This window comes from Cupriavidus pauculus (assembly GCF_008693385.1).
Classification (GTDB): domain Bacteria; phylum Pseudomonadota; class Gammaproteobacteria; order Burkholderiales; family Burkholderiaceae; genus Cupriavidus; species Cupriavidus pauculus_D.
The window spans coordinates 222,395-246,743 of the sequence record NZ_CP044067.1; the positions used below are offsets into that span (position 1 = coordinate 222,395).

The following is a 24,349-nucleotide window of genomic DNA, read 5'->3' on the forward strand; positions in this document are numbered from 1 at the left end:
CGCATGAAGCAGGACGACAGGGTCGGCCGGCCCGCGCTCGCCGGTCCGCTGGACGGCATTCGCGTGCTGGACCTGACATCGGTGGTACTCGGACCGATGGCCACGCAGATTCTCGGCGACCTCGGCGCCGATGTGATCAAGATCGAGGGGCCGGAGGGCGACCTGATGCGCAGCAACGGCGTATCGCGGCATCCGGGCCTGAGCTCGATCTACCTCGCGCTGAACCGCAACAAGCGCTCGGTCGTGCTGGACCTGAAGACCGAAGACGGCAAGGCCGGCCTGCGCGCGTTGATCGCCGATGCCGATGTGCTCGTGCACAACATGCGCGTCTCGGCCATCGAACGGCTCGGGTTCGGCTACGCGGCCGCCGCCGCGATCAATCCGCGACTGGTCTATTGCGTGGCCACGGGCTTCGGCCAGGACGGTCCCGATCGCGACAAGCCCGCCTTCGACGACATCATCCAGGCGGCCTGCGGCCTCGTGGGGCTGCTCACGCCCGAGGGCGAGCGGCCCGAGTATGTGCCGAGCCTGATCGCCGACAAGACCGTCGGCATGGCCCTCGCCAACGCCGTGCTCGCGGCGCTGCTCCATCGCGAGCGTCGCGGCGAAGGCCAGCAGGTCGAGGTCCCGATGCTCGAGACGATGGCGAGCTTCATCATGGCCGAGCACCTCGGCGGGCTTACCTTCGCGCCGCCCACGGGCGGAGCGGGATACGCGCGGCTGTTGCAGGGCGGCCGCCGTCCCGCCCGCACGCGCGATGGCTGGATTTGCGCGCTGCCTTACACGGACCGCCACTGGCGCGCGTTCTTCGAGTCGGCGGGACGCGGGCATCTGCTCGATCAGTTCGATATTTCGGACCGCGCGCAGCGGAACGCCAATATCCGGATGTTGTACGCGCAGATGGCCGAGATCACCGTGGAACGGACGACGGCCGAATGGCTCGCGCTGTTCGCGGAACTCGATATCCCCGCGACCCCGATCCTCGCGCTCGACGATGTGCCGCAGCACCCGCATCTTCAGGCGGTGGGACTGTTTCAGGAAACGACGCATCCCACGGCCGGCCCGCTGCGCGAGATGCGTCCCGCCGCGCGGTTCTCGGCCACGCCGCTGTCGCTGCGCCGGCACGCGCCGACGCTGGGCGAGCATACGGAAGAAGTGCTGTCGGCGGCCGGCATCAAGACCGCGCCATAACCACGGAGACACCATGCAATTCGAGATCGATCACGAACACCGGATGGTGAAGGACCTCGTCGCACGCTTCGTGCGCGAGCACATGATGCCGCTGGAGCCCGCGGTACTCGCACGCGAGGCCGAAGGCGGCCACCTGTCGCTGTTGCCCGCGGAAAAGGCGAAGCTCGACGCGATGTCGCGCGAACTGGGCCTCTGGGGGCTCGACGCGCCCGAATCGATGGGCGGGTCGGACCTCCCCGTGGTCGCGATGGTCGGCGTCAACGAGGAAATGGGCCGCACGATCGTCCCGTACTCGCTGCCGCCCGATACGCCGAACCTGCGCATGCTGCTGGAGGCCGCCAACGCGGCCCAGCGCGAGCGCTATCTGGATCCGTACGCGCGCGGCGAGACCGTGTCCGCGATTGCGATCTCGGAGCCCGGCGCGGGCGGCGATCCCGCGATGATGACCACGCGCGCGGAGCGCGATGGCGATGGATGGGTGCTCAACGGCCGCAAGATCTGGATCAGCCGCGCTGAGCAGGCCGACTGGACCATCGTCATGGCCGTGACTGCGCGTGTTCCGGGCAAGCGGCCAGCGATCTCGGCCTTTATCGTCGAGCGCGGCACGCCCGGGTTCAAGATCGAACGGCGCATCCCGATGATCGGCGGCCACTCTACGTACGAGATCGTGCTCGAGGACTGCCGCGTCGCGGGCAGCCAGTTGCTCGGCGTGGAGGGCGAGGGTTTCGCACCGATGCAGACGCGCCTGTCGTCGCGCCGCGTCCAGATGGCCGCATGGTGCATCGGCCGCGCGCAGCGGGCGCTCGACATGATCTGCGAGTACGCGCCGCAGCGTCGTACATTCGGCAGTACGCTGGCCGAGCGGCAGGCCATCCAGTGGTGGGTCGCCGACGCAGCCACGCGCATCCATGCGTGCAGGCTTATGACCTATGACGCGGCCGCACGCATCGATGCGGGGCAGCAGGCGCGCACGCAGGTATCGATGATCAAGGTCTTCGCCACGGAAATGGCCTGGGACGTGATCGACCATGCGATGCAGACCTTCGGCGCGATGGGCATGACCAAGGAGATGCCGTTGCAGATGATGGCGAACGAGACGCGGCTGATGCGGATCTACGAGGGGCCCTCGGAGGTGCACCGCTGGGTGATTGCACGCGATCTGCTGGGGCTCAAGCGGCAGCAGTAGGCACCGCTTCCCTCCATGGCGACCGCCGGCACAGGCGGCGCCTTCCCAATCCGACATGGCAGGCGACACCATGCAGACGTTGACCCGCATTTTTCGTGCAGTACGCAAGCCAGCCGCGCTGGCACTGGCCCTCATCATGCCGTGGGCGGCCGCGCCGGCCTCGGCGTCCGACGGCGATTATCCGTCGCGGCCCATCCGCTTCGTGGTGCCGTTCCCGCCCGGCAGCGGCACCGATTCCACCGCGCGGATCTTCGCGAAGAAGATCACGGACCTGACCGGGCAGGGCGTGGTCGTCGAGAACAAGCCCGGCGGCAACGGGTTTATCGGCGTGCAGACGGTGCTCGGCGCGCCGGCCGACGGGTATACGGTGTTCGTCGGCAGCAATTCGACGCTCTCCACGAATGCCGCGGCCTTTCGCAAGCTGCCCTACGATCCGATCGAGGATTTCGCACCCGTGTCGCTGCTGACGCGCGGTCCTTGCCTCGTGCTCGTGCCGCAGAACTCGCGCTACACGACGCTCAAGGCATTGATCGATGCCGCGCACGAGAAGCCCGGCGCGCTCAATTACGGATCGGGATCGGTGTCGTATACGTTGTATAGCGAATGGCTCAACGAGCTGGCCAATATGAAGACCACCAACGTGCCGTACAAGGGCGCGGGCGATGCCATCAACGCCGTGGTCGCGGGCAATGTGGACTTCGCGGTGGTCGATGCATCGGGCGCGATCGAGCTGGCCAAGGCCGGCAAGGCGCGCGCGCTGGCGTATACGGCGCCGCGCCGGACGCCGCTGCTGCCCGACGTGCCGACCTCGGCGGAGGCGGGCGTGCCGGACTTCCAGTGCTTCAACTGGGTGGCCGCGGCGCTGCCGGTCAAGACGCCGCCGGCGGTGGTGCAGCGGGTGATTGCCTTGTTCGCCAAGGCCGGTGCGGCGCCCGAGGTGCAGGACTATTACCGGCAGCAATCGAACCAGTTGATCCTTTCCACGCCCGCGGAACTGCGCAGGTACCAGACCGAGGAGATCGCGCGCTGGAAGCGGCTGATTCAGGTGACCAAGCTCGAACTGCAATAACGAAGGGGGTGTCCGATGTTCGTGTCTGATCTGTTTGCAGGGCGGCGCGTGCTGATTACGGGCGGCGGGACCGGTATCGGCGCGAGCATCGGGCGGCGGCTCGTTTCGCTCGGGGCGCAACTGGTGGTCTGCGGCCGGCGGGAGGCTGTGCTTGCCGAGTTTGCCGAGGACGTTCAGCGCGCATTCGGCGCTACGGTCGAGACCCATGTGTGCGACGTGCGCGATCCCGAGGCCGTGGACCGGATGCTTTCGTCGATCTGGCAGACCGGGCCGCTCGACGCGCTGGTCAACAATGCGGCCGCCAGCTTCATCGCGCGCACGGAGCAGCTCTCGGCCCGCGCGGCGGATGCGATCCTGGGCGTCACGATGCATGGCGCGCTGTATTGCACGCTTGGGGTGGGGCGGCGATGGATCGATGCGCGGCGGGGCGGGACGGTGCTGAGCATCCTGTCGACGTCGGTTCGCACGGGGCGGGCATTCACGGTGCCGTCGGCGATGGCGAAGTCCGCGGTCCAGGCGATGACGCGCAGCCTTGCGGTCGAATGGGGGCCGCATGGCATCCGCACCGTGGGCATCGCACCGGGGCCGTTCCCGACCGCGGGCGCGGGGGCCGGGCTCGACCCGACGGGCAGCCGCGCGGCCGTCGATCCGGCGCGCACGAACCCGCTCGGGCGCGTGGGCGAGCATGGGGAACTGGCCAACCTGGCGGCTTATCTTTTGTCCGATCATGCGGGCTATATCAACGGCGAGGTCATCGCCATCGACGGCGGGCAGCATCTGCGCACGTCGGGGGCCGAAGACCTGCTGCAATGGACCGAGGCCCAGTGGCAACAGGCCTCGGCCCGACGGGGCAGCCGGGGCTGATTACGCCCGCATCCGAATCAGATCCGCCGCCTTCTCCGCAAGCATGATCGTCGGCAGGTTCGTGTTGGCGCTCGGCACGGACGGCATGACCGACGCATCGGCCACGCGCAGGCCATCGATGCCGATCACCCGGCAACGGGCATCGACCACGGCCTGGCGATCGTCTGCCCGCCCCATGCGGCAAGTGGACGTCGGATGGCCCATCGGCGCGACGGCGCCGAGGATCTCCTCGTCGGTCAGTCGCTGCTGGCCGATCCAGCGCCCCGGTTTCAGCGCGTTGGCCATCACCCGGCGCGACACCCGTGCCGGCGCATTGAGCGCGAGCTTCGCCCCCACCGCCACGAGCGTGCCCGCCAGGCCCGGCCGGTTGAACTGATTTGCGGCCATCACGGGCGGCAGGATAAACGCGTCGTGATAGCTGCGCCGCATCGCGGGCGAAGCCAGCAACGCCTCCACCATCCGCGCGGCCAGCACCATGCGCGGCGCATCGCGTGGGTCGTCGAGCAACCGGAAATCGATCGACGGCGGCGCATCTGCGTCGGGCGACGTCACGCGCACCGATCCACGCGAATAGGGCGCATACAGGGCCGCGCTCACCATCGCGAGATCGGTGCCAAAACTGCGGGGCCCCACGCGCCCGAGCAACGACAGGATCAGGTCGCCCTCGGGGCAATCCGGCTGCCCGGAAGAATGCCGCACCCCCGCGCAGGCAAACGTGCGCACCGCGGACGACTGCCGCGCATGCCGCGGCAACGTGAGCGCGAATTGCAGATAAGGGTGGTTCTGAAGCTGACGCCCCACACCGGGCAGGTGCCAGCGCGGCACGATGCCCGCCGCACGCAAGGCGTCGCTGTCGCCGATGCCCGACCGCAGCAGGATGGCGGGCGAATGCACGCCGCCCGCGCACAGCACGACTTCATCGGCGTCGAGCCGAATCGCCGCATCGCCCCCGGTCTCGCCCCGCCGGTACGTGACACCAGTCGCCCGCCGAACGCCCGCATCGTCCGAGACCTCCACCCGCAGCACCGTGGCATCCGTCACGATCGTCAGGTTCGGCCGCGCGCGCACCGCGGCCGTCAGATAGCACGACACCCCGGACGAGCGGCGACCGTCGCGCGCCGCATAGGGCATGGCAAAGAAACCGCATCCGGGCCGCTCGTTGATATCGTCGATCGTCGCCAGCCCGCGCGCATGCGCCGCCGCCTCGATCGCAATCGCGATACCGGGCCACTCCGCGCGCGGCGCCCGCCTCACGGCGAACGGCCCATCGCTGCCGGGCCTGCCATCGCGTCCGGCATCGCCCTCCGCGCGCTCGAAATAGGGCCGCACATCGTCCCACCCCCAGCCACCCGCGCCGGCATCGACCCAGCGCTCGTAGTCGGACGGCAGCCCGCGCAGCGTCCACATACCGTTGATGCTCGACCCGCCGCCCAGGATGCGCGCCTGCGGATACGGAAACTCGTCGCCACCGACGCGCCGCCGCGCCCGCAGTCCCGGCCAGAAATACGACGGGTTCAGCGACGCGCTCGGAAACGCATCGTCGATATCGGCCGGAATCGCATCGGGCCGCACATCGGCGCCGGCCTCGAGCAGCACCACCGTCGCGGCCGGATCCTCCGACAGCCGCGCGGCCAGCACCGCGCCCGCCGTGCCGCCGCCGACGATCAGATACCGCGTCCTAGCGATTGTCGACACGCTTGTTGAACGGGTGGATATTGACCTGCTGCCAGAGTCCCGCATGCGCGAACGGATCGTTGGCGTTGAACGCCACGACATCCTCCTTGCGGTCGGCCTCGACGAGGAAGAACGAGCCGATCATCGTTTCGCCATCGTCGGCCAGCAGCGGGCCGGAGACGAGCGTGCGGAGCGTGGCCTGGGACAGATAGGCCTTGTGCGCTTCGTAGTTGGCCAGCCGCACAGACACCGCGTTGGGCTTGTCCAGCGCGTGGATCACGTAGAACATGGTTTCTCCTAGGGTTGATAGTCGACCTGATACCGGGCAATGCGCAAATCGCCGAGCTCGCGCTTCACGCGCTGGTGTTCGGGGTGCACCGCGTACTGTTCCAGCGCGCCCTGCGAGTCGAACTCGGAGTAGAGCACCACGTCGCAGGCATAGTCGACGCGGCTGGAATCCACACCGATCTCGAGGTGCAGCAGCCCCGGAATCTTGCCGCGCAGGCTCTCGAACGCGGCCTTCAGTTGCGCGACGGCCGACAGCTTGTCGCTCTCGCTCTCGCCGCGCAGGTTCCACATCACGATGTGCTTGACGGTCACGCGATTGCCTCCCTGGTCACCGGATTGAGAATAAAGTCGAAGTCGAGCGTGTAGAACGGCGTCGCCGACTCGCTGCCGTCGGGCGCGCGCCCCGGCCGATGCTCGACCCAGTCCGCGATCAGCGACGAGCGCACGCCGAACACCGCATCGGAGTCGAGATACTGGCACCCCTCGCGGAACACATGCGTGACGAGTGTCTCGTAGCCCGGCGCCGATACCATGAAGTGCAGATGCGCGGGCCGCCACGGATGGCGCCCCATGGCGTCGAGCATGCGCCCGACCGGCCCGTCGTGCGGAATCGGATAGCTTTCCGCGACGATCGACTTGAAGTGGAAGCGGCCCTCGGGATCGGCCAGCAGCGTGCCGCGGCCCTGCGCGGGCCCGCCGTCGCGCTGGACGTCGTAGAAGCCCTCGGCGTCCGCCTGCCAGACCTCGAGCTTGGCACCGGGGACGATCTCGCCGGTGATGCTGCGCACCTGGCCGCTCACGAAGCACGGTTCCCCGGCCATGCCGTTGCCGACGTCCGCGCCCAGCGCGTAGTCGGGCGCATCATCGACGTAGAACGGCCCGAAGACCGTGGCCTCCGTGCAGCCCTGCGGCTTGCGATGGTTCTGCGCGGTCACGAGCGTGGACAGGCCGAGCGTGTCCGACAGCAGGATGAACTCCTGCCGCGTCGGCGTGCACGTCTGGCCCACCTCGGTCAGGAACTGGATGCCGGCGGCCCATTCCTCCTCGGTCAGCCGGGTTTCCCGGGCAAACGCGTGGAGATGCTGGACCAGGCTCGTCATGATCTCCTTGAGCCGGCTGTCCTTCATGTCGTGGTTGCGCGCCAGTACCGCCTGGGTAATGGTCTCCTCATTGAGGTTGCGCATGATGGTCGCTCCTGATGAAAGGGTTGGTTACGCCTTGTCGACGTCTTCCCAGCGCGGGCAGGTACGCTTGTCCGCGGGGATGTCCACCGACTGGTAGTTGGTCTTGTCGATCACAGTGGCCGGCAGGACGATCTCGGTCTTCACCGGCAGGTTGCGCAGCTTGCGGATCGCGGTCATCGTGCCGAGGCAGCCCTGGATAAAGCCGTTGTAGTCGCCCGTGGCGAGCAGCGTGCCGGCCTTGATCGCATCGACCGCCTCCTTGGTGCCGTTGATGCCGGACACCAGCGCCTTGCGATTGGCGCCCTGCAGCGCTTCGATCGCGCCGATCGCCATGGCGTCGTTGGCCGCGAACACCGCGTCGATCTGCGGGTACGACTGCATCAGGTTCTCCATCACCTGCAGGGCCTGCAGGCGCTGGTAGTTGGCCGGCTGCGAGGCCACGAGCTTGATGTTCGGGAACGCCTTCAGCGCGTCGCGCACGCCGCGCGTGCGGTCGATACTGGTGGCCGAGCCTTTCACGCCCTCGAGCAGGATCAGGTTGCCCTTGCCGCCCATCGCCTTGAACAGGTGCGTGGCGGTCTTCAGACCGAGCTCGTAGTCGCTGGCGCCGACGAACGCGACGAAGTTACCCACTTCGCTGCGATCGGTCACGTTCACCACCGGGATATTCGCGGCGTTGATCTTCTTGACGCCGGGGCCCATCGCCTTGTAGTCCACGGGCACGAACACCACCGCATCGGCCTTCTTGATGATCACATCCTCGATCTGGCTCATCTGCTCGGGAATGCTGTCCGGCTTGGTCGGGATGTAGTGCGTGACCTTGGCGTTGAGATCCTTCGCGGCCGCATCGGCGCCCTGGCGCAGCGCCTGAAAATACGGGTTGGTCTGGTTCTTCGTGAACACCGCGATTTTCTCGCCGTCCGCATGCGCGGCGGACATCGCGAGCAGCGACATCGCAAGGGCACCGGTCAGCGTGAGGATATGCTTGGGCATGTCAGTCTCCGTTTTACGTATGGTTGTGTGAAATCAGCGCGTTCCGCTTCTGCGGCGGGACAGCGTGTCGAAGAACACCGCGAGCACGACGATGACGCCCGTGACCAGCGGCTGCCAGTTCGCGCTGATGGTCAGCAGGTTCATGCCGTTGAGCACGAGCGTGAGGATGATCGCGCCGATCAGCGTGCCCGAGACACGGCCGACGCCGCCGAACAGCGAGGTGCCGCCGATCAGCACGGCCGCGATCGCGGGCAGCGTCAGCGCCTCGCCGATATCGCCTTCGGCCGAATTCAGCCGCGCGAGGAAGACGAGGCTTGCGAGTCCGGCCATGGCGCCGCTGATCACGTAGACGAGAATCAGCCGGCGGCTCACGGGCACGCCCGAGAGGCGCGCGGCCACGGGGTTGGCGCCGATGGCGTAGATCTCCTGCCCGAACGTGGTCTTCTGCGCCACGGCGATGCCGACGAACAGGAATGCGAGCATCAGGAACACCGGGATCGGCACGCCCCACAGGTAGCCACTGCCGATGGCGCGGAACTCGGGCGGAAATCCATGGATCGTTTCACCGGCCATGAACCAGTAGGTCAGGCCGTGCAGCACCCACAACATGCCGTAGGTCGCGATAAACGGCGGTATGCGCAGCTTGGCCACGAGCAGACCATTGGCCAGCCCGATGAGCGTGCCGCAGCCGAGGCCGACGGCCACGCCGAGCAGCGGGGAACCCGTGCCCTTGATCACGCTCGCGGCCAGGCAGGCGGACATCGCCACATTGGCCCCGACGGACAGATCGAGCCCGCCGGTCAGGATCACGAGCGTCAGCCCGGACGCGAGCAGGAACAGCAGGCTTGCCTGCCGCAACACGTTGATCAGGTTGCCGGTGGTGAGGAACGCGTCCGAGGCGACGGCCAGCAGTGCGCAAAGCACGCCGAGCGCGGCCAGCCGGTACACGAGCGATCGCGCATCGGAGGACAGGGACAGCGGCGCGGCGCCGCCAGCGGTGGTGGTCGTGGTCATGCGCGCTCCTTCGTGTTCTTGAACGATTCGATCAGCAGCACGAGCAGCACCAGCAGACCGATGGCCGCCACCTGCACCGCGGATGGCACGCCCAGCAGGTTCAGGCCATTGCGCAGCACACCGACGGCCAGCACGCCGAGCACGGTGCCGGGCAGCCAGCCGTTGCCGCGATCGAACGTGGTGCCGCCCACGGCCACCGCGGCAATCGCGTCGAACTCCATGCCGATGGCGGCCGTCGGATGCCCGGCGTTCATGCGCGCGGTCAGCAGCAGCGCGGCAATCCCGGCCATGACGCCGCCGAGCACGTACACGGCAATCAGGTAACGATGGATGCTGACGCCCGCGAACTTCAGCGCCTCGCGGTTGCCGCCGAGTGCGAATACGTAGGTGCCGAAGCGCGTGCGGTAGAGCAGCCAGTGGAACAGCGCATAGCTGGCGGCCGCGATATAGATCGGAATCGGCACGCCGAGCCATTCGCCCGCGTAGAGGTCGGGAATCGCGTCCGAGATGCCGACCACGCTCTGGCCATCGGTCAGCACGAGCGCGAGGCCTTGCGCGGCGCCGAGCGTCCCCAGGGTGGCCACGAACGGCGGAATGCCGAGACCGGTGACCAGGCCGCCGTTGACGAGCCCGAACGCGATGCCGACGCCCAGCGCGGCGAGCAGCGCGAGCGATACCGAGCCCGTGGAGATGTTGACCATGGCCAGCACCACGCCGCACAGCGTCAGTACCGCCCCGATCGACAGATCGAGACCTTCGGTCATGATGATCAGCGTCATCGGCAATGCAATCAGCAGCAGGATGGTCGATTGCGTGCCGACGTTGAGCAGGTTGGCCACGCTGAGGAAGCCAGAGCCGAATACGCTGAAGGCGGCGATCAGCAATAGCAGCACCCATGCGGCGCCGGGAATGCGGCCCGCAAGGCCGGCGGTGGGCACGAGAGCGGCAGCGCGTGGGGTGGCGGGTGTCAGCGACATGGCATCGGGATGCAGGATGGCTTGTGGAGCAGGGCGGGTATCAGGCATGTCAGGCATCGTTCATCCCCAGTTGCAGAACGCTTTCCTCTGTCATTTGCGTGTAGTCGAGTTCGCCGGCGATCCGGCCCTCGCGCATCACGTACGTGCGATCGCAGACGTTGACGATCTCGGGCAGCTCGGAACTGATCAGCAGCACCGCGGCCCCGTCCTTCACGAGCCCATCGATCAGCGCGAAGATCTCGGCCTTGGCGCCCACGTCGATACCGCGCGTCGGCTCGTCGAAGATGAACAGCTTCGATTCCGCGAGCAGCCATTTGCCGATGACGATCTTCTGCTGGTTGCCGCCCGACAGGTTCTGCGCGAGCTGGTCGCCATTCGGCGTGGCGATGCGCAGCCGTTCGATCTCGCGGCTGGACATCACGTCGGCCTTGCGGCCGCTGTACCAGCGCGCCGGAAACGCGCGGCCCAGGCCGGCCAGCATCAGGTTGTCGCGCACGGTGCGGATCAGCGCGAGGCCCTCGGTCTTGCGGCTCTCGGGGATCAGCGCGGCGCCCAGCGCGCGCGCCTTCTCGGGGCCGCCCGTCATCGGCTTGCCGAAGATGCGGATCTCGCCCTCGCGGATCGCATCGGCGCCAAAGATCGCGCGCGCCACCTCGCTGCGGCCCGACCCGACAAGGCCGGCCAGCCCGACGATTTCACCGGCGCGCACATTCAGGTTGATGCCCTCGATACCGTTGGCGGCACTCACGCCGCGCACCTCCAGCGCGAGGTCGCCGGTGGGCCCGCCGCGCGTGCGCTGATAGGTCATGTCCACCTTGCGGCCGACCATGCGCGCGACCAGCTCGTCGGGCGTGGCATCGCCGGGCAGGTAGCTGCCGACCTTGCGGCCGTCGCGCATCACCGTGATGCGGTCGCCGAGCGCGAAGACCTCGGCCATGCGATGCGAGATATAGATCAGGGAGACGCCGTCGGCCTTCAGGCGGCCGATGACCTCGAACAGCTTTTCCGTTTCGCGGTCGGAGAGCGCCGCGGTCGGCTCGTCGAGCACGAGGATGCGCGCCTTCTGGGACAGCGCCTTGGCAATCTCGATCATCTGCTGCTGCGCCACGCCGAGCTCGTGCACGAGCGTGTGCGTGGACAGGTCCATGCCCAGCATGTCGAGCAGCCGGCGGGCCTCCGCATGCATGGCCTTGTGATCGACCGATCCCGGCAGCCAGCCGCGCGGCTCGCGGCCGAGAAAGATGTTCTGCGCGATGTTCAGGTATGGCACCAGCGAGAATTCCTGGAAGATCACGGCGATGCCAAGGCGCATCGTGTCCGAGGGGCTTGCCACGCTCACGGGCTGGCCCTCGTGATAGAACGCGCCGGCATCGGCCACATAGACGCCGCACAGCACCTTCATCAGCGACGATTTGCCCGCGCCATTCTCGCCGAGCAGCATATGGACTTCGCCCGGATAAACCGAGAATGACACGTCGTCGAGCGCCTTGACGCCCGGAAAGGTCTTCGAGATGCCGCGCATCTCGAGTAAGGGCGCGCGCGGCGGTGTGGCCGACGGCGGCGCGTCGCAGATTGCGTTCATGGTCTCCTCCTACTTATGGGTATGGCGCTGCAGCAGCCGTTCGCCCGATGCGCGCAGCGTCGCCAGGGCGGAGGGCAGTCCGTCCGCGAGCAACTGGCCGTTACGCTTGCGGGCAACCCCGCCGACGAACACGCTGTCGATATTGGCGAGGCTCGCCTGCATCACGACCGCGCTGACGGGGTCGTGCACGGGGAACATGTTCATGCGCCGCGCGTCGATCATCACGAGGTCCGCCTGCTTGCCCGGCGCGAGCGAGCCGATGCGGTCGGACATGCCGAGCATCCGCGCGCCTTCCACGGTGATCCATGCCAGCGCGTCGGCACAGCTCACGTCGTGCTGGGCGGCAATGCCATCGTGCGCCCGGCGATATGCCGCATGATCGAGCGCGCGCTGCACGCCGAGCGCGATCCGCGCGGTCACGAACATCTCGCCCGACAGGCCGGACTCCAGGTCCACGCCAAGCGACGGCGCCGCGCCGAGCGCGCGCAGGCGCCCCGTGATCGGAAACCCGTGCCCCTGCGTGAGCTCGTTCTCGGGCGTCACCGAGAAGCTCATGCCGGCCGCGACGAAGCGCGCCAGCTGCGCGTCCGTGAGGTTGTTGCCGTGCACGATATTGATCTGGGGCCCGAGCAGGCCGGCGGCTTCCAGGCGCTCCCAGCCTTCGGGCGTGCGGGCCGCGCCGCCGCCCTGATGCATGCTCGCGATCAGGCCAAACTCCTTCGCCAGCGCGAAGTCGTGCAGCGCCACGTCCATGGTCGAGTAATGCGGGCCCAGGATCGCCAGGCCGAGACTCACGCGGGCATCGCCTTGCAGCCGGTGCGCGATGCGCTCGACCTCGGCACGCGGATGGGGCGTTTCCCAGAACGGCGCGACGCCAGGTTTCGGATCGGGCTTGGGCGAACCGTGAAAGAACGCGGCGCGGATGCCGGATGCCTGCAGCGCATCGATGGCGGCGTCGCTATGCGCGGGCGTCGGGTTGTTGTGGCACCAGTCGACGAGCGTCGTCGTGCCGCAATCGAGCTGGTTCCAGGCACCGACGAGCGTGGCGATATGGATGTCCTCGGGCGTGAAGCGCGTGGCCAGTCCCGCATGCATCTGCCGGAAGTATTCGGTCAGCGTCCAGCCTGCCGCGACGCCGCGCAGGGCGGTCTGCCACGTATGCATATGGGCGTTGACAAAGCCGGGCGTGACGATGAATCCTTCGGCGTCGATCGCGGGGGCTTCCGCGTCGAGATGCTTGCCGATAGCCGCGATGCGGTCGCCGTCGATCAGCAGATCGCCGGTCGTCACGCCGCACGGGTTGCCAGGTTCGGCCTCCATCGTGACGAGCGTCGCCCCGCGTATGAGCGTTCGCGTCATCGTTCTTGTCTCCTCGTCCGGCATCGTGATCGGCCGGTTGAAAGCAGTCTATACTCCGCCAAATCGAAAAAAAACGATGCCAGAGGAAATCTTTCTTCCGCCTGGCGAGAAAATAGCGGCAAAGGTGGAGACCACATCATGGATCGTTGGACCGAGATCGAATTGTTCGTACAGACGGCCGAACTGGGCAGCCTGACCCGGGCCGCCGAGAATCTCGAAATGTCGAATGCCGCGGCCAGCCGGTATCTGAACTCGCTGGAGCGCCGGTTATCGGCGCGGCTGATCGAGCGCAGCACCAGGCGGCTCTATCTGACGCAGGTCGGGGAACAGTTCTTCCGGCGCTGCAAGGAATTGCTCGCGGAAATGAAGGAGGCGGAGGCGGACGTCAGCGCGAACGTGCTCGAGCCCGGCGGCACGCTGACGGTCACAGCCTCGCTGTCGTTCTCGATGATCCATATCGCGCCGATCCTGCCCGAGTTCACGGCGCGCTATCCGAAGGTCAGCGTCAATATCATTGCCGCCAACCGCTACTACGACATCATGGACAGCGGGATCGACCTCGCGATTCGCACGCGCGAGTTCGAGCCCGATTCGAACCTGACGGTTCGCCGGCTGGCGCAGACGCGGCGGATCCTCGCGGCCTCGCCCAAGTACCTCGACCAGCGCGGCACGCCGCGCACGGTGGAAGACCTCGCCCATCATGCGATGCTGATCTATTCGTATGCCAACCGGCCCAACGAGCTGATCTTTACGCGCGGTGGCGAGGACGACGGGGAAAAACGCGTGATCAATGTCCGCAGCACATTCGAGTCGAACGACGGGCAGGTGCTGCGCGCGGCCGCGCTCAAGGGCATGGGCATTCTCGTGCAGCCCAAGTACATCATCTACGACGATATCGTCGCGGGCCGGCTGGTGCCGGTGCTCGATGATTGGGATCTGCCGCGCCTGACCGTGAACATCGCGTTCCAGAACCGCGCGCACCTGCCCGCGCGGATCCGGCTGTTCATCGAGTTTCTGGTCGATAACTTCCGCCGGATGGATTACGAGCGGAAGTGGACCAGCTGAGCGCTGTCCGGCGCGCCTAGCCCGGCAGGCCCGCGGCGCGACCCGCCGATTTGATCACCGCCGCATAGTCGTCCCCGGCAAAGCCCTGCGCCGCGGCACCCTGCAGCATCTGGCCGAGCAGGGCGGTGAGCCCCATCGGCACGCGCAGGTCCGCGCCGGCGTCGAGGATCAGGCCGACGTCCTTGAGCATCTGGTCCACCGTGAACGTCGGCGTGTAGTCGTGCACCGACAGTTGCGCCGACTTTGCCTTGACGATCGGGGACGCCACCGCGCTCGCGCCAATCACGTCCCACATCGCCTGCCAGTCGAGGCCGCCTTTCTTCCCGAGCGTCAGCGCTTCCGCGAGCATGCCCGAGGTCAGCCCGATCAGCAGGTTGATCACGAGCTTCATCAGCCGGGCCTGTTCGCCGTCGCCCAGATAGAACTGCGTCGGGCCGAACAGCGCGAGCAGCGGCTGCACGCGTTCGTAGGCGCGCGCGGGGCCGGACACCATCGAGGTCAGCTTGGCCGCCTCGGCCATATGGTTGTTGCCGGACACCGTCACGCGCAGATAGCCGATATCGCGCGCGGCCAGCGTTTCGGCGGCCGCCGCGGAGGCGGCGGGCGAAATCGTGCTGGTATCTATATAGAGGGTGCCCGGCCTGGCGGCGGCCGCGACCTGGCCCGAGACGGCCGCAAAGGCCGCGTCGTGCGGCATCGAACTGAATGTGGCGTCGGCGCCGCCGACCGCTTCGGCCAGCGAGGCCGCGACGGTCAGGCCCGCGGCGCGGGCCGCGTCGGCCTGCGCGGGGGCGATATCGAATACCACGACGTCGTGGCCGCCATGGGCGAGGTGCCGGGCCATCGGGAGGCCCATCTTGCCGGTGCCAACGAATGCAATCTTCATTTGTCTCGCTCCTGGTTATGTTGTCAGTCGGGTCGCGTCCCGGCGTATGCGGCCTGAATCAGCGCCCGCAGCGGCTCGCGCTCGATCTGGCGCGGATTCCAGTACGGATTCGCCAGCGCGCGTTCCAGTGCGACCTCGATATCGGCCTCGCGCATGCCGATATCGCGCAGGGCAGTGGGCACGCCGTGTCGCGCCGCCATATCGAACAGCCTTCCCGGGACGCCCGCGGCGTCGCCGCCGATGGCGCGGGCAATGCGGGCCATGGCGTCCGGCACCGCCACGGCGTTGTAGGCGAGCGCATGGGGCAGCACGATCGTATGCGTTTCCGCGTGCGGCAGGTCGAAGCTGCCGCCGATCGTGTGGCACAGCTTGTGGTGGAGCGCCATGCCGACATTGCCGAGCACGGTGCCGCAGAGCCATGCCCCGTACAGGCATTGCGCGCGGCCTTCGGCATCGCGCGGATTGGCGACCACGGCGGGGATGCCTGCGAACAGCGCACGGATGCCTTCCTCGGCCATCAGCGACATGACGGGGTTGGCATCGCGCGCGTAGAGCCCTTCCGCCGCGTGGGCGATCGCGTTCAGGCCGCTGGTCACGGTCAGCTGGGCGGGGAGGTCGTACGTCAGTTCGGGGTCGTAGATCACGGTGCGCGCGAGCACGCGAAGGTCGCGGCCCGTGCGCTTCTGACCGCCTTCGGTCAGGCCGTAGATCGGGGTCATTTCCGAGCCGGCATAGCTGGTCGGGATGGCGATATAGGGAAGGCCGGTCTCGAGCGCGATGGCCTTGGCGAGCCCGGTCGTGGAACCGCCACCGATGGCCACCATGCAGTCCGCGCCGACCGCGTTGGCACGTTCGACGGCTTGCCGGGCGATGTCGATGGGGACGTGCATGACGGCGCCGGCATGGACGCCGGCACTGCGGGTACCCAGCTGCGCGGCGACGCTTTCGGCCGCATTGGCCTGGTTGGGTGTGCTCAGGACCAGCGCCCGGGTGCAGCCGAGGCGGTCGACTTCCTCACCGACCTGCCGGACGGTACCGGCTCCGAAGACGACGCGTGCCGCGTGGGCTTCGTACGTAAAGCTTTGCATTGTGCGTATCCGTTCTATTTGTCTCCGGCTTAGACCTTATATTTCCTGCCGGTGGAAGGAAACACCGCTTGCGAAAAACAGTCTTCAGCCTGGTGGAAAAATCGGGCAGGCCGGTATTGTCATTATCCGACCGGATAATTGGCATCGTGCCGGTCCGCGCCTAAGCTTGCCGCTGCCTGCCGCCAACATAAGATCGCATGACCACCACCAACACGTCCGTCCCCGTCGCCCCCGCCACCACCGGGTTCGCCATCCCCGCCTCCGCGCTAGGCATCGTCCTCGGCATGTCCGGCCTGGCCAACTGCTGGAAAGTCGCCCATAGCCTCTGGGGCGCGAGCCTGGTCGTCCACGATGCGATTTTCGTCGTCACCACGCTGATCTGGGCGGTTCTGGTCCTGTCTTTCGCCGCCAAGTGGGTCTGGCACCGCGAAGAAGCGCTGACCGAAGCGCGCCACCCGGTGGCCTGCTGCTTTATCGGGCTGATTCCCGTCGCCACGCTGCTGGTCGCCGTCTGGGTCCATGGCTACGTGCCAGCGCTCGGCGCGGCGCTGGTGGTCGTGGGCGCGCTTGGCCAGCTCGGCTTCTCCACATACCGCAGCGGCGGCATGATGCGCGGCGGGCGCAAGCTCGGCGATACCACCGCGGTCATGTACCTGCCGACCGTGGCCGGCAACTTCGTGTCCGCCATTGCCATGAGCGCGCTCGGCTGGACCGATCTTGCGAGGCTGTTCTTCGGCGCGGGTCTGTTCTCGTGGCTGGCGATCGAATCGATTCTCACATACCGCCTCTATCTTGGCGATGAACTCCCGCCCGCCATCCGGCCGACGCTCGGCATCCAGCTGGCCCCGCCCGTGGTGGGGGCCGTCGCCTACCTGTCGGTGACCGGTGGCAGCCTGGACTGGCCGTTCTATGCGATGTTCGGCTATGGCATCCTCCAGTTCCTGTTTCTCGCGCGGCTGGCGGGATGGTTCTCCGCCTCGGGCACCACGCCGGCGTTCTGGGCCTTCAGCTTCGGCGTGACCGCGCTGGGCCTCGCCTGCCTGCGCGCCGCGACGATTGCGCCGAACTCGCTGTTCGCGAGCCTGGCGCTGCCGCTGTTCATTTTCGTCAACGTCTTTATCGGGGCGCTGTTCCTGATGACGCTGCGGCTGCTGTGGCAGGGGCGCCTGTTCCGCCGCACGGCTTGAACACACGGTCAAAACCCTGTCGGACGGGGACCGATGGCGGCCACGCCCCGGAAGCGTGCACAATGCGCAATGCGCGCCGGCTGCCGTCCGGCGCGCCCATCCAAATCCGGTAGCGCAAGGGGTATTCATGGCCGAACCGACGGGCTCCACGGGCCTGCATCACAAGACGTTCCTGTTACTGCTGGCTGCCGTCACGATCGCATTTTTCTGGATCCTGCTGCCGTTCTATGGCGCGGTATTCTGGGGCGCCGTGCTGGCGATCATCTTCGCGCCGCTGCAACGGCGGCTCGTGGCCGCGCTGCATGGGCGGGCCAATATCGCCTCGCTGCTGACGCTGCTTCTGGTCTTGCTGCTGGTGATCCTGCCGCTGACGCTCATCGCGATCTCGCTCGTCAACGAGGGCATGAACCTCTACGAGAGCATCAAATCGGGACAGATCAACTTCGGCGTCTATTTCCAGCGCGCGGTCGATGCGCTGCCGCCTTACTTCCGTGACCTGCTGTCGCGCTTCGACGTGCAGAGCCTGTCCGACCTGCAGCAGAAGCTCAGCGCCAGCGCGATGCAGACCAGCCAGTTCCTGGCCACGCGCGCGCTCAGCATCGGCCAGAACACCGCGCATTTGCTGATCGGCTTCGGCATCATGATGTATCTGCTGTTCTTCCTGCTGCGCGACGGCCCGCAACTGTCGCGGCGCGTGCGCATCGCGGTGCCGCTGAGCGCGTCGCACAAGCAGCATCTGATCAAGAAGTTCACGATGGTCGTGCGCGCGACGGTCAAGGGCAATATCGCGGTGGCGGTCGTGCAGGGCTCGCTCGGTGGCGTGATCTTCGCGATCCTCGGCATCCAGGGCTCGATGCTCTGGGGCGCGATCATGGCGTTCCTGTCGCTGCTGCCCGCGGTCGGCGCGGCGCTGATCTGGCTGCCTGTGGCCGTGTATTTCCTGCTGACCGGCGACCTCGTCAAGGGCTTCGTGCTGATCGGCTTCGGCACACTCGTCATCGGCATGGTCGATAACGTGCTGCGCCCGATTCTGGTGGGCAAGGACACGCAGATGCCGGACTACGTCGTGCTGATCTCGACGCTGGGCGGTATGGCGCTGTTCGGTCTCAACGGGTTCGTGATCGGGCCGCTCGTGGCGGCCCTGTTTATCGCCTGCTGGGATCTGCACAGCATCGGTGAAGGCGCGCCGCCCGAGACGCTGCGCGAGGAAGCGCAGGGCGGGCCCGCGCGGGCGGAGGCGCAGGAAGCTCGCTTGCGCGCCGAAAAAGACCGCGCCACGGCCGACTGAGCGTGCCGGGCGCGCCGAAGTTGGCGCCTCTGCGAGATTCGCGCCCCTAGGTCCGCGCGCATAACTCGAGGCAGAATTCGAGAAATGCCTCCACCGCAGCCGGCGGTAACCGGCGGGACGGCCGCACGATATAGAGCGGAAACGTTTCGCCGGGCCAGTCGGGAAACAGATCCACGAGCGCGCCGCTGGCCATCAGCGGCTCCACGCTGAGCGCCAGCACCTGCGCGATACCCGCGCCGGCGAGGCAGGCGCCGATCAGCGTATCGCCGTCGGACAACGTCAGCCGGCCCTTCGTCTCCACCGTGATGGTTTCCTTGCCGCGCATAAACAGCCATTCGAACGGCTTGCCGCGCTGCGGATCGATAAACTGGATGCAGTCGTGCTCGACCAGCTTGCGCGGCGTCTTCGGCTGGCCGTACTGCCGCAGATAGGCGGGGGATGCCACGGTCAGCACGCGCGTATCCAGCAGCTTGCGCGAGGTCATGCCCGACGAGCGTGGCTGGCCGAAACGCACCGCCATATCGACACCGGCCGCGACGAGGTCCGATGAGTCGGGCAACGTCACCGTGGTCAGTTCCACTTCCGGATAGCGCTGCGTAAACCTGCCCAGCGCGGACGCCAGCACATGCCGCGCGAATATCGGGTTCAGGCTCACGCGCAAGGCGCCGCGCACGTTCGTGGCCGCGCCCGATACCGCGTTCGCGGCTTCCTCGATGCCCGACAGATGCGGCGCGGCCAGTTCGTAGAGCCGCGCGCCTTCGCTCGTCAGGTGCAGGGCGCGCGTGGTCCGGTCGAGCAGCCGGACGCCGATCCGCTCCTCGAGCCGCGATACGGCGCGGCTCACGCCCGATGCCGAGAGCCCGAGCACGTCGCCCGCCCGGGTAAAACTGCCGCTCTCGACCACCGCGGCCAATACGCTCATCCCCGACAACAGCCTGCCATCGAAGCTCATGGGGTTGCCTCCGTGCGCGGATTCATGACTTTAAGCAAAGATGATTTGAGAGCCCCTATCTTAATCAAAAATCGTCTGGCCCCTAATCTTGGCTCCAACGACGCCGCACCGGTCGTCGCCGACTTGTTCGAAACGCCTTCCAAACCTTCGCTGGAGCCCACCATGCCTCAAATTCAACGCACGCTGTTCAAGGGCGGCACCGTCGTCACGATGGATGCCAATGTTCCCAACCTCGCCGTCGGCGATGTCCTCGTGGAGGACGACCGCATTGCCATGATCGGCGAAGAGATCGTCGCCGCCGACGCGAAGGTCATCGACGCCCGGGGCACGATCGTGATGCCGGGGCTGATCGATGCCCACCATCACGCGTGGCTGGGCGTCATGCGCCGCCTGATGCCGAACGTGGACGACCTCTTTGCCTATATCGACGTCGTGGCGGAGACGCTCGGCGCGCACTACCGCCCGCAGGACATGTACGCGAGCACGCGGCTGACCGCGGTGGCGTCGCTCGACGCCGGCATTACGACGATCATCGATGCGTGCCATAGCTCGCGCAGCCCGCTCCACACCGATGCCGCGCTGGAAGCGTTGGAGGAATCGGGTATTCGCGCCTTGCATATGGTCGGCGCGGCGATGGACAAGCGCGCCTCCAATGCGCATTTGCCGCACGATCTGGCGCGGCTGGCCAAGCGTTGGAACGGTGCCGGCAGCCGCGTGCAGGTGGGACTGTTCGGCCAGTTCAACCTCGAATGGTGGCAGGCCGCGCGCCGGCTCGACATGCAGATCCTGACCGAATTCATCGGCGATCTCGCCAAACTTGGGCCCGAGTTCGCGGCACCGGGCGTGCTCGGCGCGCACAACATCTTCAACCACTGCACGCGGCTGCCCGAGGAAACATGGAAGCTGCTGGCCGGGGCCGGTGTCAACGTGACGATCAATCCGCGGTCCGATGCGCTGTTCGGCTTCGACGACGATCGTTTTGCGTGGCAGCAGGCCGTCGATCACGGCCTTAGCCCGGCCATCGGTATCGACCTCGACACCGCGTTCGGCAGCGATCTGTTCGGGGAGATGCATGCACTGTTCGGCCAGCAGCGCTCGGCCATGCGGTATCGGCGTTTCCGCGGAGAGGCCGACGTGCCCGCGCCGATCTCGGTGCAGGCGGTGCTCGAATCCGCCACGGTCAACGGCGCACGGGCGGCGGGGCTCTCGCATGCCATCGGCACGCTGACGCCGGGCAAGCAGGCCGACATCATCATGGTGCGGACCGATGACGTGGCGGTGTTTCCGGTGACCGACGCGGTCGGCACGATCGTGCAGGCGGTCGGGCGGTCGGATGTCGATACGGTGATGGTGGCGGGCAAACTGCGGAAGCAGGGCGGCACGCTGATCGGTGTCGATGTCGGCAAGCTGCAAGCCGAGGCGGTGGCGTCGCGCGACTATCTGCTGGAGGCCAGCGGCTATCGCACGGCGCTGTTCGCCAGCGCCTGACTGGCGGTTATCGGGAGCGCATCATGTCTATAACGTCCATGGCATCCACACGTAACGAAGCCGCTGGCGCCGACCACGTGGCGACCGGAGCCGCCGGTGGGCCGGCGGGCGTCGGCGGCGAGCCGCGGCCCCTGGCCGAGCAGCGGCCGGCCGGTGCGTCATCTGGTGCGGCGCATCTCGCCCGGCCCTCGCTACCCGTCATCGCCGCGCTATTCGCAGGCTATCTCGCGGTCGGCCTGCCGTTGCCCGTCATACCCCTGTTCGTCCACGACAAGCTCGGCTTCAGCAACGTGATCGTCGGCCTGGTCATCGGCATCCAGTTCCTGGCCACGGTGCTGACACGCGGCTACGCCGGCGCGGTCACGGACAGGCAGGGCGGCCGGCGTGCCGCGCTGCAGGGCGCCGCGTTCTGCGCCGTCGGCGGCCTGCTGTACGCGCTGGCGGCGCTCCCGATGCTCTCGCCCACGGCAAGTCTCGCGATCATCGTGGCAGGCCGGCTCGCCGCGGGCCTCGGCGAAAGCCAGTTCGTGACCGGCTGCGTGTCATGGTCGATCGCCTCGGTCGGCCCGCAGCGCGCGGGCATGTCGATGTCGTGGACCGGCATCGCGATGTTCGCCGCGCTCGCAATCGGCGCGCCCGCCGGCATGGCGCTGTACCAGCAGTGGGGCTTCCAGGCCGCCATGCAGGCCTGCGTCGCCGCACCGGTGACGGCCGCCGTCATCGCATTCGGCGCGAAGGCCTATGTGTCGCCCGGCGGCCAGCGCCTGCCGTTCCACCGCGTGATTGCGCAGATCTGGCGCGAAGGACTGGGTTTGATGCTGCAGGGCGTCGGCCTGGCCGGCCTCACCGCGTTCGCCTCGCTGTATTTCGCGGCGCGTCACTGGGGCCACGCCGGGCTGGTCATGACCGCATTCGGCATCGGCTTTATCTTCGTGCGCCTGGTCTTCGGCCATCTGCCCGACAGGATCGGCGGCTATCGCGTCGCGCTGTATTCGCTCGGCGTCGAAGCCATCGGCCAGCTGATGGTATGGGCCGCCACGCATGAAGCGGTGGCACTGGCCGGTGCGCTGGTGACAGGACTCGGCTGCGCGCTGATCTTCCCCGCACTGGGCGTGGAAGCGCTCAAGCGGGTACCGCCCGCGAACCGCGGCAGTGCGATGGGCGCATTCGTCGCGTTCCTCGATATCGCCTACGGCATCTCGGGCCCGCTAGCCGGTGCGATTGCCGCGCAGGCCGGCTATGCGGCCGTCTATATCTTCGGCGCGATCTGCGCGTTGCTGGGTGGCGCACTCGTGCTTGCCGCCAGCCGTCCACCGCGCCAGTCACGCCAATCGTGACTATCCTTTCGTTTTGCAGGAGTTCATCATGTCTCGCATCTTTATCTCCGGCTCGTCCACGGGCCTCGGCCTGATGGCCGCCGAAAAACTGATCGCCGACGGCCACCGCGTCGTGCTCCATGCACGCAATGCGGCGCGCGCCCACGACGCCATGACCGCATTGCCCGCGGCCGAGGCCATCGTTACCGGCGATCTGGAAACCATCGACGGCGCGAAGGACGTTGCCGCTCAGGTCAATGCGCTAGGCCCGTTCGAGGCGGTCATCCACAACGCCGCGGTTGGCTACCGCGAGTCGTATCGCGAAACGTCCGACGGCCTGCCACACCTGTTCGCGATCAACACGCTATCGGCCTATATCCTGACCGCGCTGATCGATCGTCCGTCACGGCTCGTCTATCTGAGCTCCGGCATGCATCACGACGCCGACGCCAATCTCGGCGACATCCGCTGGCAACAACGTCGCTGGAATGGCGCTACGGCGTACGCGGAAAGCAAGCTGCACGACACGCTGCTGGCGTTCGCCATCGCCAGGCGCTGGCCCGACGTCCTGTCGAACGCGCTGGAACCGGGCTGGGTCCCGACCCGCATGGGCGGTGCCGGCGCGCCCGACGACATGCAGCAGGCCCATCTGACACAGGCCTGGCTGGCGACCAGCGACGACCCGCGCGCCCGCGTCACCGGTGAGTACTTCTATCACCTCAAGCGCATGGCCGCGAACCCGCAGGCGCGAGATCCGGTGCTGCAGCGGCGGCTGCTGGAGACTTGCGCGGAGTTATCGGGGGTGGACATGCCGGCGTGAGGCACAGCCGCCCTCGTTCATGGCGGCTTTATTGCGGCTTGATGGCGAGTAATCGGTCAACCATCGCGTTGACCGCCCGCATCTGCGCGCCGGATTTCACGGCATAGTCCATGCCGGTATAGCCGAACCAGTCCCAGCAGCCTTGCGGGTTGAAGGGCACGGTGGACGCGTTCACCTGCGGATACAGCACGAGGATATCGTTCGTATCGGCCCAGTTGTTGTAATGCGTGCGCGCGTAGAAATCATTGCCCACCACAGCGGCCGATTGCTTGCAGCCGTGGAACGCGACGTGGACCTTGCACGCGGCACCTGTATCGCACGACTTCGGCACATAGAGGAAGCCAGTATCCGCCATGCTGGTCTCGGCCCCCGCGAACTCGCGCTGATCGAACGGCACGATCCTGCCGGTCAGCGTCGTGGCCGGCTGCTGCAACGGGCCGTAGATCTGCTGCAGCAACGCGCCGGCCTGATCGTACGCTTGCCGGTCCACGATCATGACAGAAAAACAAGAATAAGCAGTGCTACTCTAATGATTACGGCGCGATCGCGGACATCGCGAGCTTCTTGGGGACCCAGGCTGGGCGCGTTAGCGCCGCCACAACGGCTGTGGGAACTGTGCCCGGGCCTCACGTAATTCCAGCCGACCTGCCTGCTACCGTAGCGAACCTTGCACTAACTGCGATTCAATAGATGGTAAAACCTGATCCCGGAAGTTTAGCTGCACACACAGTTGCGACGGGCTGGGGGGGGGGCGGCTAATGCCGGATATGGAAAAGCGTTGACGCCTATAACAAATGAAATTATCGAGATCGGAAAGAATTCGACGGCCTCTTCTGCTGCACAAGATCTTATTAAAAAAGTCTTAATAAATGAAATGC

General features: G+C 67.0%; 22 protein-coding genes and 1 pseudogene. 10 read left to right on the plus strand and 13 right to left on the minus strand.

Features of this window, described 5'->3' with window-relative positions; all coding sequences use genetic code 11:
* Positions 1–3: 3 nt before the first annotated feature.
* From FOB72_RS19260 to FOB72_RS19275, 4 genes are all read left to right on the plus strand, one after another.
* The gene (locus FOB72_RS19260) at positions 4–1,191 is read left to right on the plus strand and encodes a CaiB/BaiF CoA transferase family protein (RefSeq protein WP_150374347.1); all 1,188 of its coding nucleotides are present in this window, start codon (positions 4–6) and stop codon (positions 1,189–1,191) included.
* Between the two features lie 13 nt (positions 1,192–1,204).
* Entirely contained in the window at positions 1,205–2,377 is a 1,173-nt protein-coding gene (locus tag FOB72_RS19265; protein ID WP_150374348.1) for an acyl-CoA dehydrogenase family protein, read from the plus strand.
* A gap of 70 nt (positions 2,378–2,447) precedes the next feature.
* Positions 2,448–3,446, plus strand: coding sequence for a Bug family tripartite tricarboxylate transporter substrate binding protein (locus tag FOB72_RS19270; protein ID WP_150374349.1), 999 nt, complete (start codon positions 2,448–2,450; stop codon positions 3,444–3,446).
* Between the two features lie 15 nt (positions 3,447–3,461).
* On the plus strand, positions 3,462–4,310 hold the full coding sequence (locus tag FOB72_RS19275) for an SDR family oxidoreductase (RefSeq protein ID WP_150374350.1): 849 nt from the start codon (positions 3,462–3,464) through the stop codon (positions 4,308–4,310).
* On the opposite strand, the gene FOB72_RS19280 is transcribed toward FOB72_RS19275, so the two are convergent.
* The 9 genes from FOB72_RS19280 to FOB72_RS19320 are packed head-to-tail and all read right to left on the minus strand — an operon-like array spanning position 4,311 to position 13,381.
* On the minus strand, positions 4,311–6,005 hold the full coding sequence (locus FOB72_RS19280) for a GMC family oxidoreductase (protein ID WP_223851696.1): 1,695 nt from the start codon (positions 6,003–6,005) through the stop codon (positions 4,311–4,313). It lies immediately after the preceding gene.
* Complete coding sequence (locus FOB72_RS19285; RefSeq protein WP_150374352.1) at positions 5,989–6,273, minus strand: YciI family protein; 285 nt, start codon at positions 6,271–6,273, stop codon at positions 5,989–5,991. The genes FOB72_RS19280 and FOB72_RS19285 overlap by 17 nt, the downstream gene beginning before the upstream one ends.
* An 8-nt stretch (positions 6,274–6,281) precedes the next feature.
* On the minus strand, positions 6,282–6,584 hold the full coding sequence (locus FOB72_RS19290) for a Dabb family protein (protein ID WP_263364822.1): 303 nt from the start codon (positions 6,582–6,584) through the stop codon (positions 6,282–6,284).
* A complete protein-coding gene (locus FOB72_RS19295; protein WP_150374353.1) occupies positions 6,581–7,456 on the minus strand; it encodes an intradiol ring-cleavage dioxygenase in 876 nt (291 codons plus the stop codon). The genes FOB72_RS19290 and FOB72_RS19295 overlap by 4 nt, the downstream gene beginning before the upstream one ends.
* 27 nt (positions 7,457–7,483) lie before the next feature.
* Positions 7,484–8,449, minus strand: a complete 966-nt coding sequence (locus FOB72_RS19300; RefSeq protein WP_150374354.1) for a sugar ABC transporter substrate-binding protein — start codon at positions 8,447–8,449, stop codon at positions 7,484–7,486.
* Between the two features lie 33 nt (positions 8,450–8,482).
* Entirely contained in the window at positions 8,483–9,463 is a 981-nt protein-coding gene (locus FOB72_RS19305; protein WP_150374355.1) for an ABC transporter permease, read from the minus strand.
* Positions 9,460–10,488 (minus strand): ABC transporter permease, encoded by a 1,029-nt coding sequence (locus tag FOB72_RS19310; RefSeq protein ID WP_223851697.1) that lies wholly within the window; start codon positions 10,486–10,488, stop codon positions 9,460–9,462. Before FOB72_RS19310 ends, FOB72_RS19305 begins: the two co-directional genes overlap by 4 nt.
* Position 10,489: 1 nt before the next feature.
* Positions 10,490–12,022 carry a sugar ABC transporter ATP-binding protein gene (locus tag FOB72_RS19315; RefSeq protein ID WP_150374356.1) on the minus strand — a complete coding sequence of 511 codons (1,533 nt, stop codon included), beginning with the start codon at positions 12,020–12,022 and terminating at the stop codon, positions 10,490–10,492.
* A gap of 9 nt (positions 12,023–12,031) precedes the next feature.
* Positions 12,032–13,381 carry an amidohydrolase family protein gene (locus FOB72_RS19320; protein ID WP_150374357.1) on the minus strand — a complete coding sequence of 450 codons (1,350 nt, stop codon included), beginning with the start codon at positions 13,379–13,381 and terminating at the stop codon, positions 12,032–12,034.
* A 138-nt stretch (positions 13,382–13,519) separates the two neighbouring features.
* Here FOB72_RS19320 and FOB72_RS19325 point away from each other — a divergent pair, with 138 nt between their 5' ends.
* Positions 13,520–14,446 carry a LysR family transcriptional regulator gene (locus FOB72_RS19325; RefSeq protein WP_150374358.1) on the plus strand — a complete coding sequence of 309 codons (927 nt, stop codon included), beginning with the start codon at positions 13,520–13,522 and terminating at the stop codon, positions 14,444–14,446.
* Between the two features lie 16 nt (positions 14,447–14,462).
* Here FOB72_RS19325 and FOB72_RS19330 read toward each other — a convergent pair whose 3' ends face one another.
* Together FOB72_RS19330 and FOB72_RS19335 are read right to left on the minus strand one after the other, a co-directional pair.
* On the minus strand, positions 14,463–15,332 hold the full coding sequence (locus tag FOB72_RS19330; protein WP_150374359.1) for an NAD(P)-dependent oxidoreductase: 870 nt from the start codon (positions 15,330–15,332) through the stop codon (positions 14,463–14,465).
* 23 nt (positions 15,333–15,355) lie between these two features.
* Positions 15,356–16,420: a maleylacetate reductase gene (locus FOB72_RS19335; RefSeq protein ID WP_150374360.1), complete on the minus strand. Its 1,065-nt coding sequence runs from the start codon at positions 16,418–16,420 to the stop codon at positions 15,356–15,358.
* Positions 16,421–16,617: 197 nt separating this feature from the next.
* On the opposite strand from FOB72_RS19335, the gene tehA reads away from it, so the two are divergent.
* The gene (tehA, locus tag FOB72_RS19340) at positions 16,618–17,607 is read left to right on the plus strand and encodes a dicarboxylate transporter/tellurite-resistance protein TehA (protein WP_150374361.1); all 990 of its coding nucleotides are present in this window, start codon (positions 16,618–16,620) and stop codon (positions 17,605–17,607) included.
* Positions 17,608–17,734: 127 nt separating this feature from the next.
* Positions 17,735–18,895 (plus strand): AI-2E family transporter, encoded by a 1,161-nt coding sequence (locus FOB72_RS19345; protein WP_150374362.1) that lies wholly within the window; start codon positions 17,735–17,737, stop codon positions 18,893–18,895.
* 46 nt (positions 18,896–18,941) lie between these two features.
* On the opposite strand, the gene FOB72_RS19350 is transcribed toward FOB72_RS19345, so the two are convergent.
* Entirely contained in the window at positions 18,942–19,847 is a 906-nt protein-coding gene (locus FOB72_RS19350) for a LysR family transcriptional regulator (RefSeq protein WP_150374363.1), read from the minus strand.
* Positions 19,848–20,009: 162 nt separating this feature from the next.
* Between FOB72_RS19350 and FOB72_RS19355 the strand changes: the two genes are divergently transcribed.
* The 3 genes from FOB72_RS19355 to FOB72_RS19365 are packed head-to-tail and all read left to right on the plus strand — an operon-like array spanning position 20,010 to position 23,471.
* Positions 20,010–21,335 carry an amidohydrolase family protein gene (locus FOB72_RS19355; RefSeq protein ID WP_150374364.1) on the plus strand — a complete coding sequence of 442 codons (1,326 nt, stop codon included), beginning with the start codon at positions 20,010–20,012 and terminating at the stop codon, positions 21,333–21,335.
* 23 nt (positions 21,336–21,358) lie between these two features.
* Complete coding sequence (locus tag FOB72_RS19360; RefSeq protein WP_223851698.1) at positions 21,359–22,672, plus strand: arabinose transporter; 1,314 nt, start codon at positions 21,359–21,361, stop codon at positions 22,670–22,672.
* A gap of 28 nt (positions 22,673–22,700) precedes the next feature.
* The gene (locus FOB72_RS19365) at positions 22,701–23,471 is read left to right on the plus strand and encodes an SDR family NAD(P)-dependent oxidoreductase (RefSeq protein ID WP_150374365.1); all 771 of its coding nucleotides are present in this window, start codon (positions 22,701–22,703) and stop codon (positions 23,469–23,471) included.
* Positions 23,472–23,499: 28 nt separating this feature from the next.
* Here FOB72_RS19365 and FOB72_RS19370 read toward each other — a convergent pair.
* Positions 23,500–23,961 (minus strand): annotated as a pseudogene (locus tag FOB72_RS19370) (depolymerase); the annotation flags it as partial.
* Positions 23,962–24,349 lie beyond the last annotated feature (388 nt).

Coding starts and splice junctions, on each gene's coding strand:
- FOB72_RS19260 (WP_150374347.1), top strand. CDS start 4: ATGAAGCAGGACGACAGGGTCGGCCGGCCCGCGCTCGCCGGTCCGCTG.
- FOB72_RS19265 (WP_150374348.1), top strand. CDS start 1,205: ATGCAATTCGAGATCGATCACGAACACCGGATGGTGAAGGACCTCGTC.
- FOB72_RS19270 (WP_150374349.1), top strand. CDS start 2,448: ATGCAGACGTTGACCCGCATTTTTCGTGCAGTACGCAAGCCAGCCGCG.
- FOB72_RS19275 (WP_150374350.1), top strand. CDS start 3,462: ATGTTCGTGTCTGATCTGTTTGCAGGGCGGCGCGTGCTGATTACGGGC.
- FOB72_RS19285 (WP_150374352.1), bottom strand. CDS start 6,273: ATGTTCTACGTGATCCACGCGCTGGACAAGCCCAACGCGGTGTCTGTG.
- FOB72_RS19295 (WP_150374353.1), bottom strand. CDS start 7,456: ATGCGCAACCTCAATGAGGAGACCATTACCCAGGCGGTACTGGCGCGC.
- FOB72_RS19300 (WP_150374354.1), bottom strand. CDS start 8,449: ATGCCCAAGCATATCCTCACGCTGACCGGTGCCCTTGCGATGTCGCTG.
- FOB72_RS19305 (WP_150374355.1), bottom strand. CDS start 9,463: ATGACCACGACCACCACCGCTGGCGGCGCCGCGCCGCTGTCCCTGTCC.
- FOB72_RS19310 (WP_223851697.1), bottom strand. CDS start 10,488: ATGCCTGATACCCGCCCTGCTCCACAAGCCATCCTGCATCCCGATGCC.
- FOB72_RS19315 (WP_150374356.1), bottom strand. CDS start 12,022: ATGAACGCAATCTGCGACGCGCCGCCGTCGGCCACACCGCCGCGCGCG.
- FOB72_RS19320 (WP_150374357.1), bottom strand. CDS start 13,381: ATGACGCGAACGCTCATACGCGGGGCGACGCTCGTCACGATGGAGGCC.
- FOB72_RS19325 (WP_150374358.1), top strand. CDS start 13,520: ATGGATCGTTGGACCGAGATCGAATTGTTCGTACAGACGGCCGAACTG.
- FOB72_RS19330 (WP_150374359.1), bottom strand. CDS start 15,332: ATGAAGATTGCATTCGTTGGCACCGGCAAGATGGGCCTCCCGATGGCC.
- FOB72_RS19335 (WP_150374360.1), bottom strand. CDS start 16,420: ATGCAAAGCTTTACGTACGAAGCCCACGCGGCACGCGTCGTCTTCGGA.
- tehA (WP_150374361.1), top strand. CDS start 16,618: ATGACCACCACCAACACGTCCGTCCCCGTCGCCCCCGCCACCACCGGG.
- FOB72_RS19345 (WP_150374362.1), top strand. CDS start 17,735: ATGGCCGAACCGACGGGCTCCACGGGCCTGCATCACAAGACGTTCCTG.
- FOB72_RS19350 (WP_150374363.1), bottom strand. CDS start 19,847: ATGAGCTTCGATGGCAGGCTGTTGTCGGGGATGAGCGTATTGGCCGCG.
- FOB72_RS19355 (WP_150374364.1), top strand. CDS start 20,010: ATGCCTCAAATTCAACGCACGCTGTTCAAGGGCGGCACCGTCGTCACG.
- FOB72_RS19360 (WP_223851698.1), top strand. CDS start 21,359: ATGTCTATAACGTCCATGGCATCCACACGTAACGAAGCCGCTGGCGCC.
- FOB72_RS19365 (WP_150374365.1), top strand. CDS start 22,701: ATGTCTCGCATCTTTATCTCCGGCTCGTCCACGGGCCTCGGCCTGATG.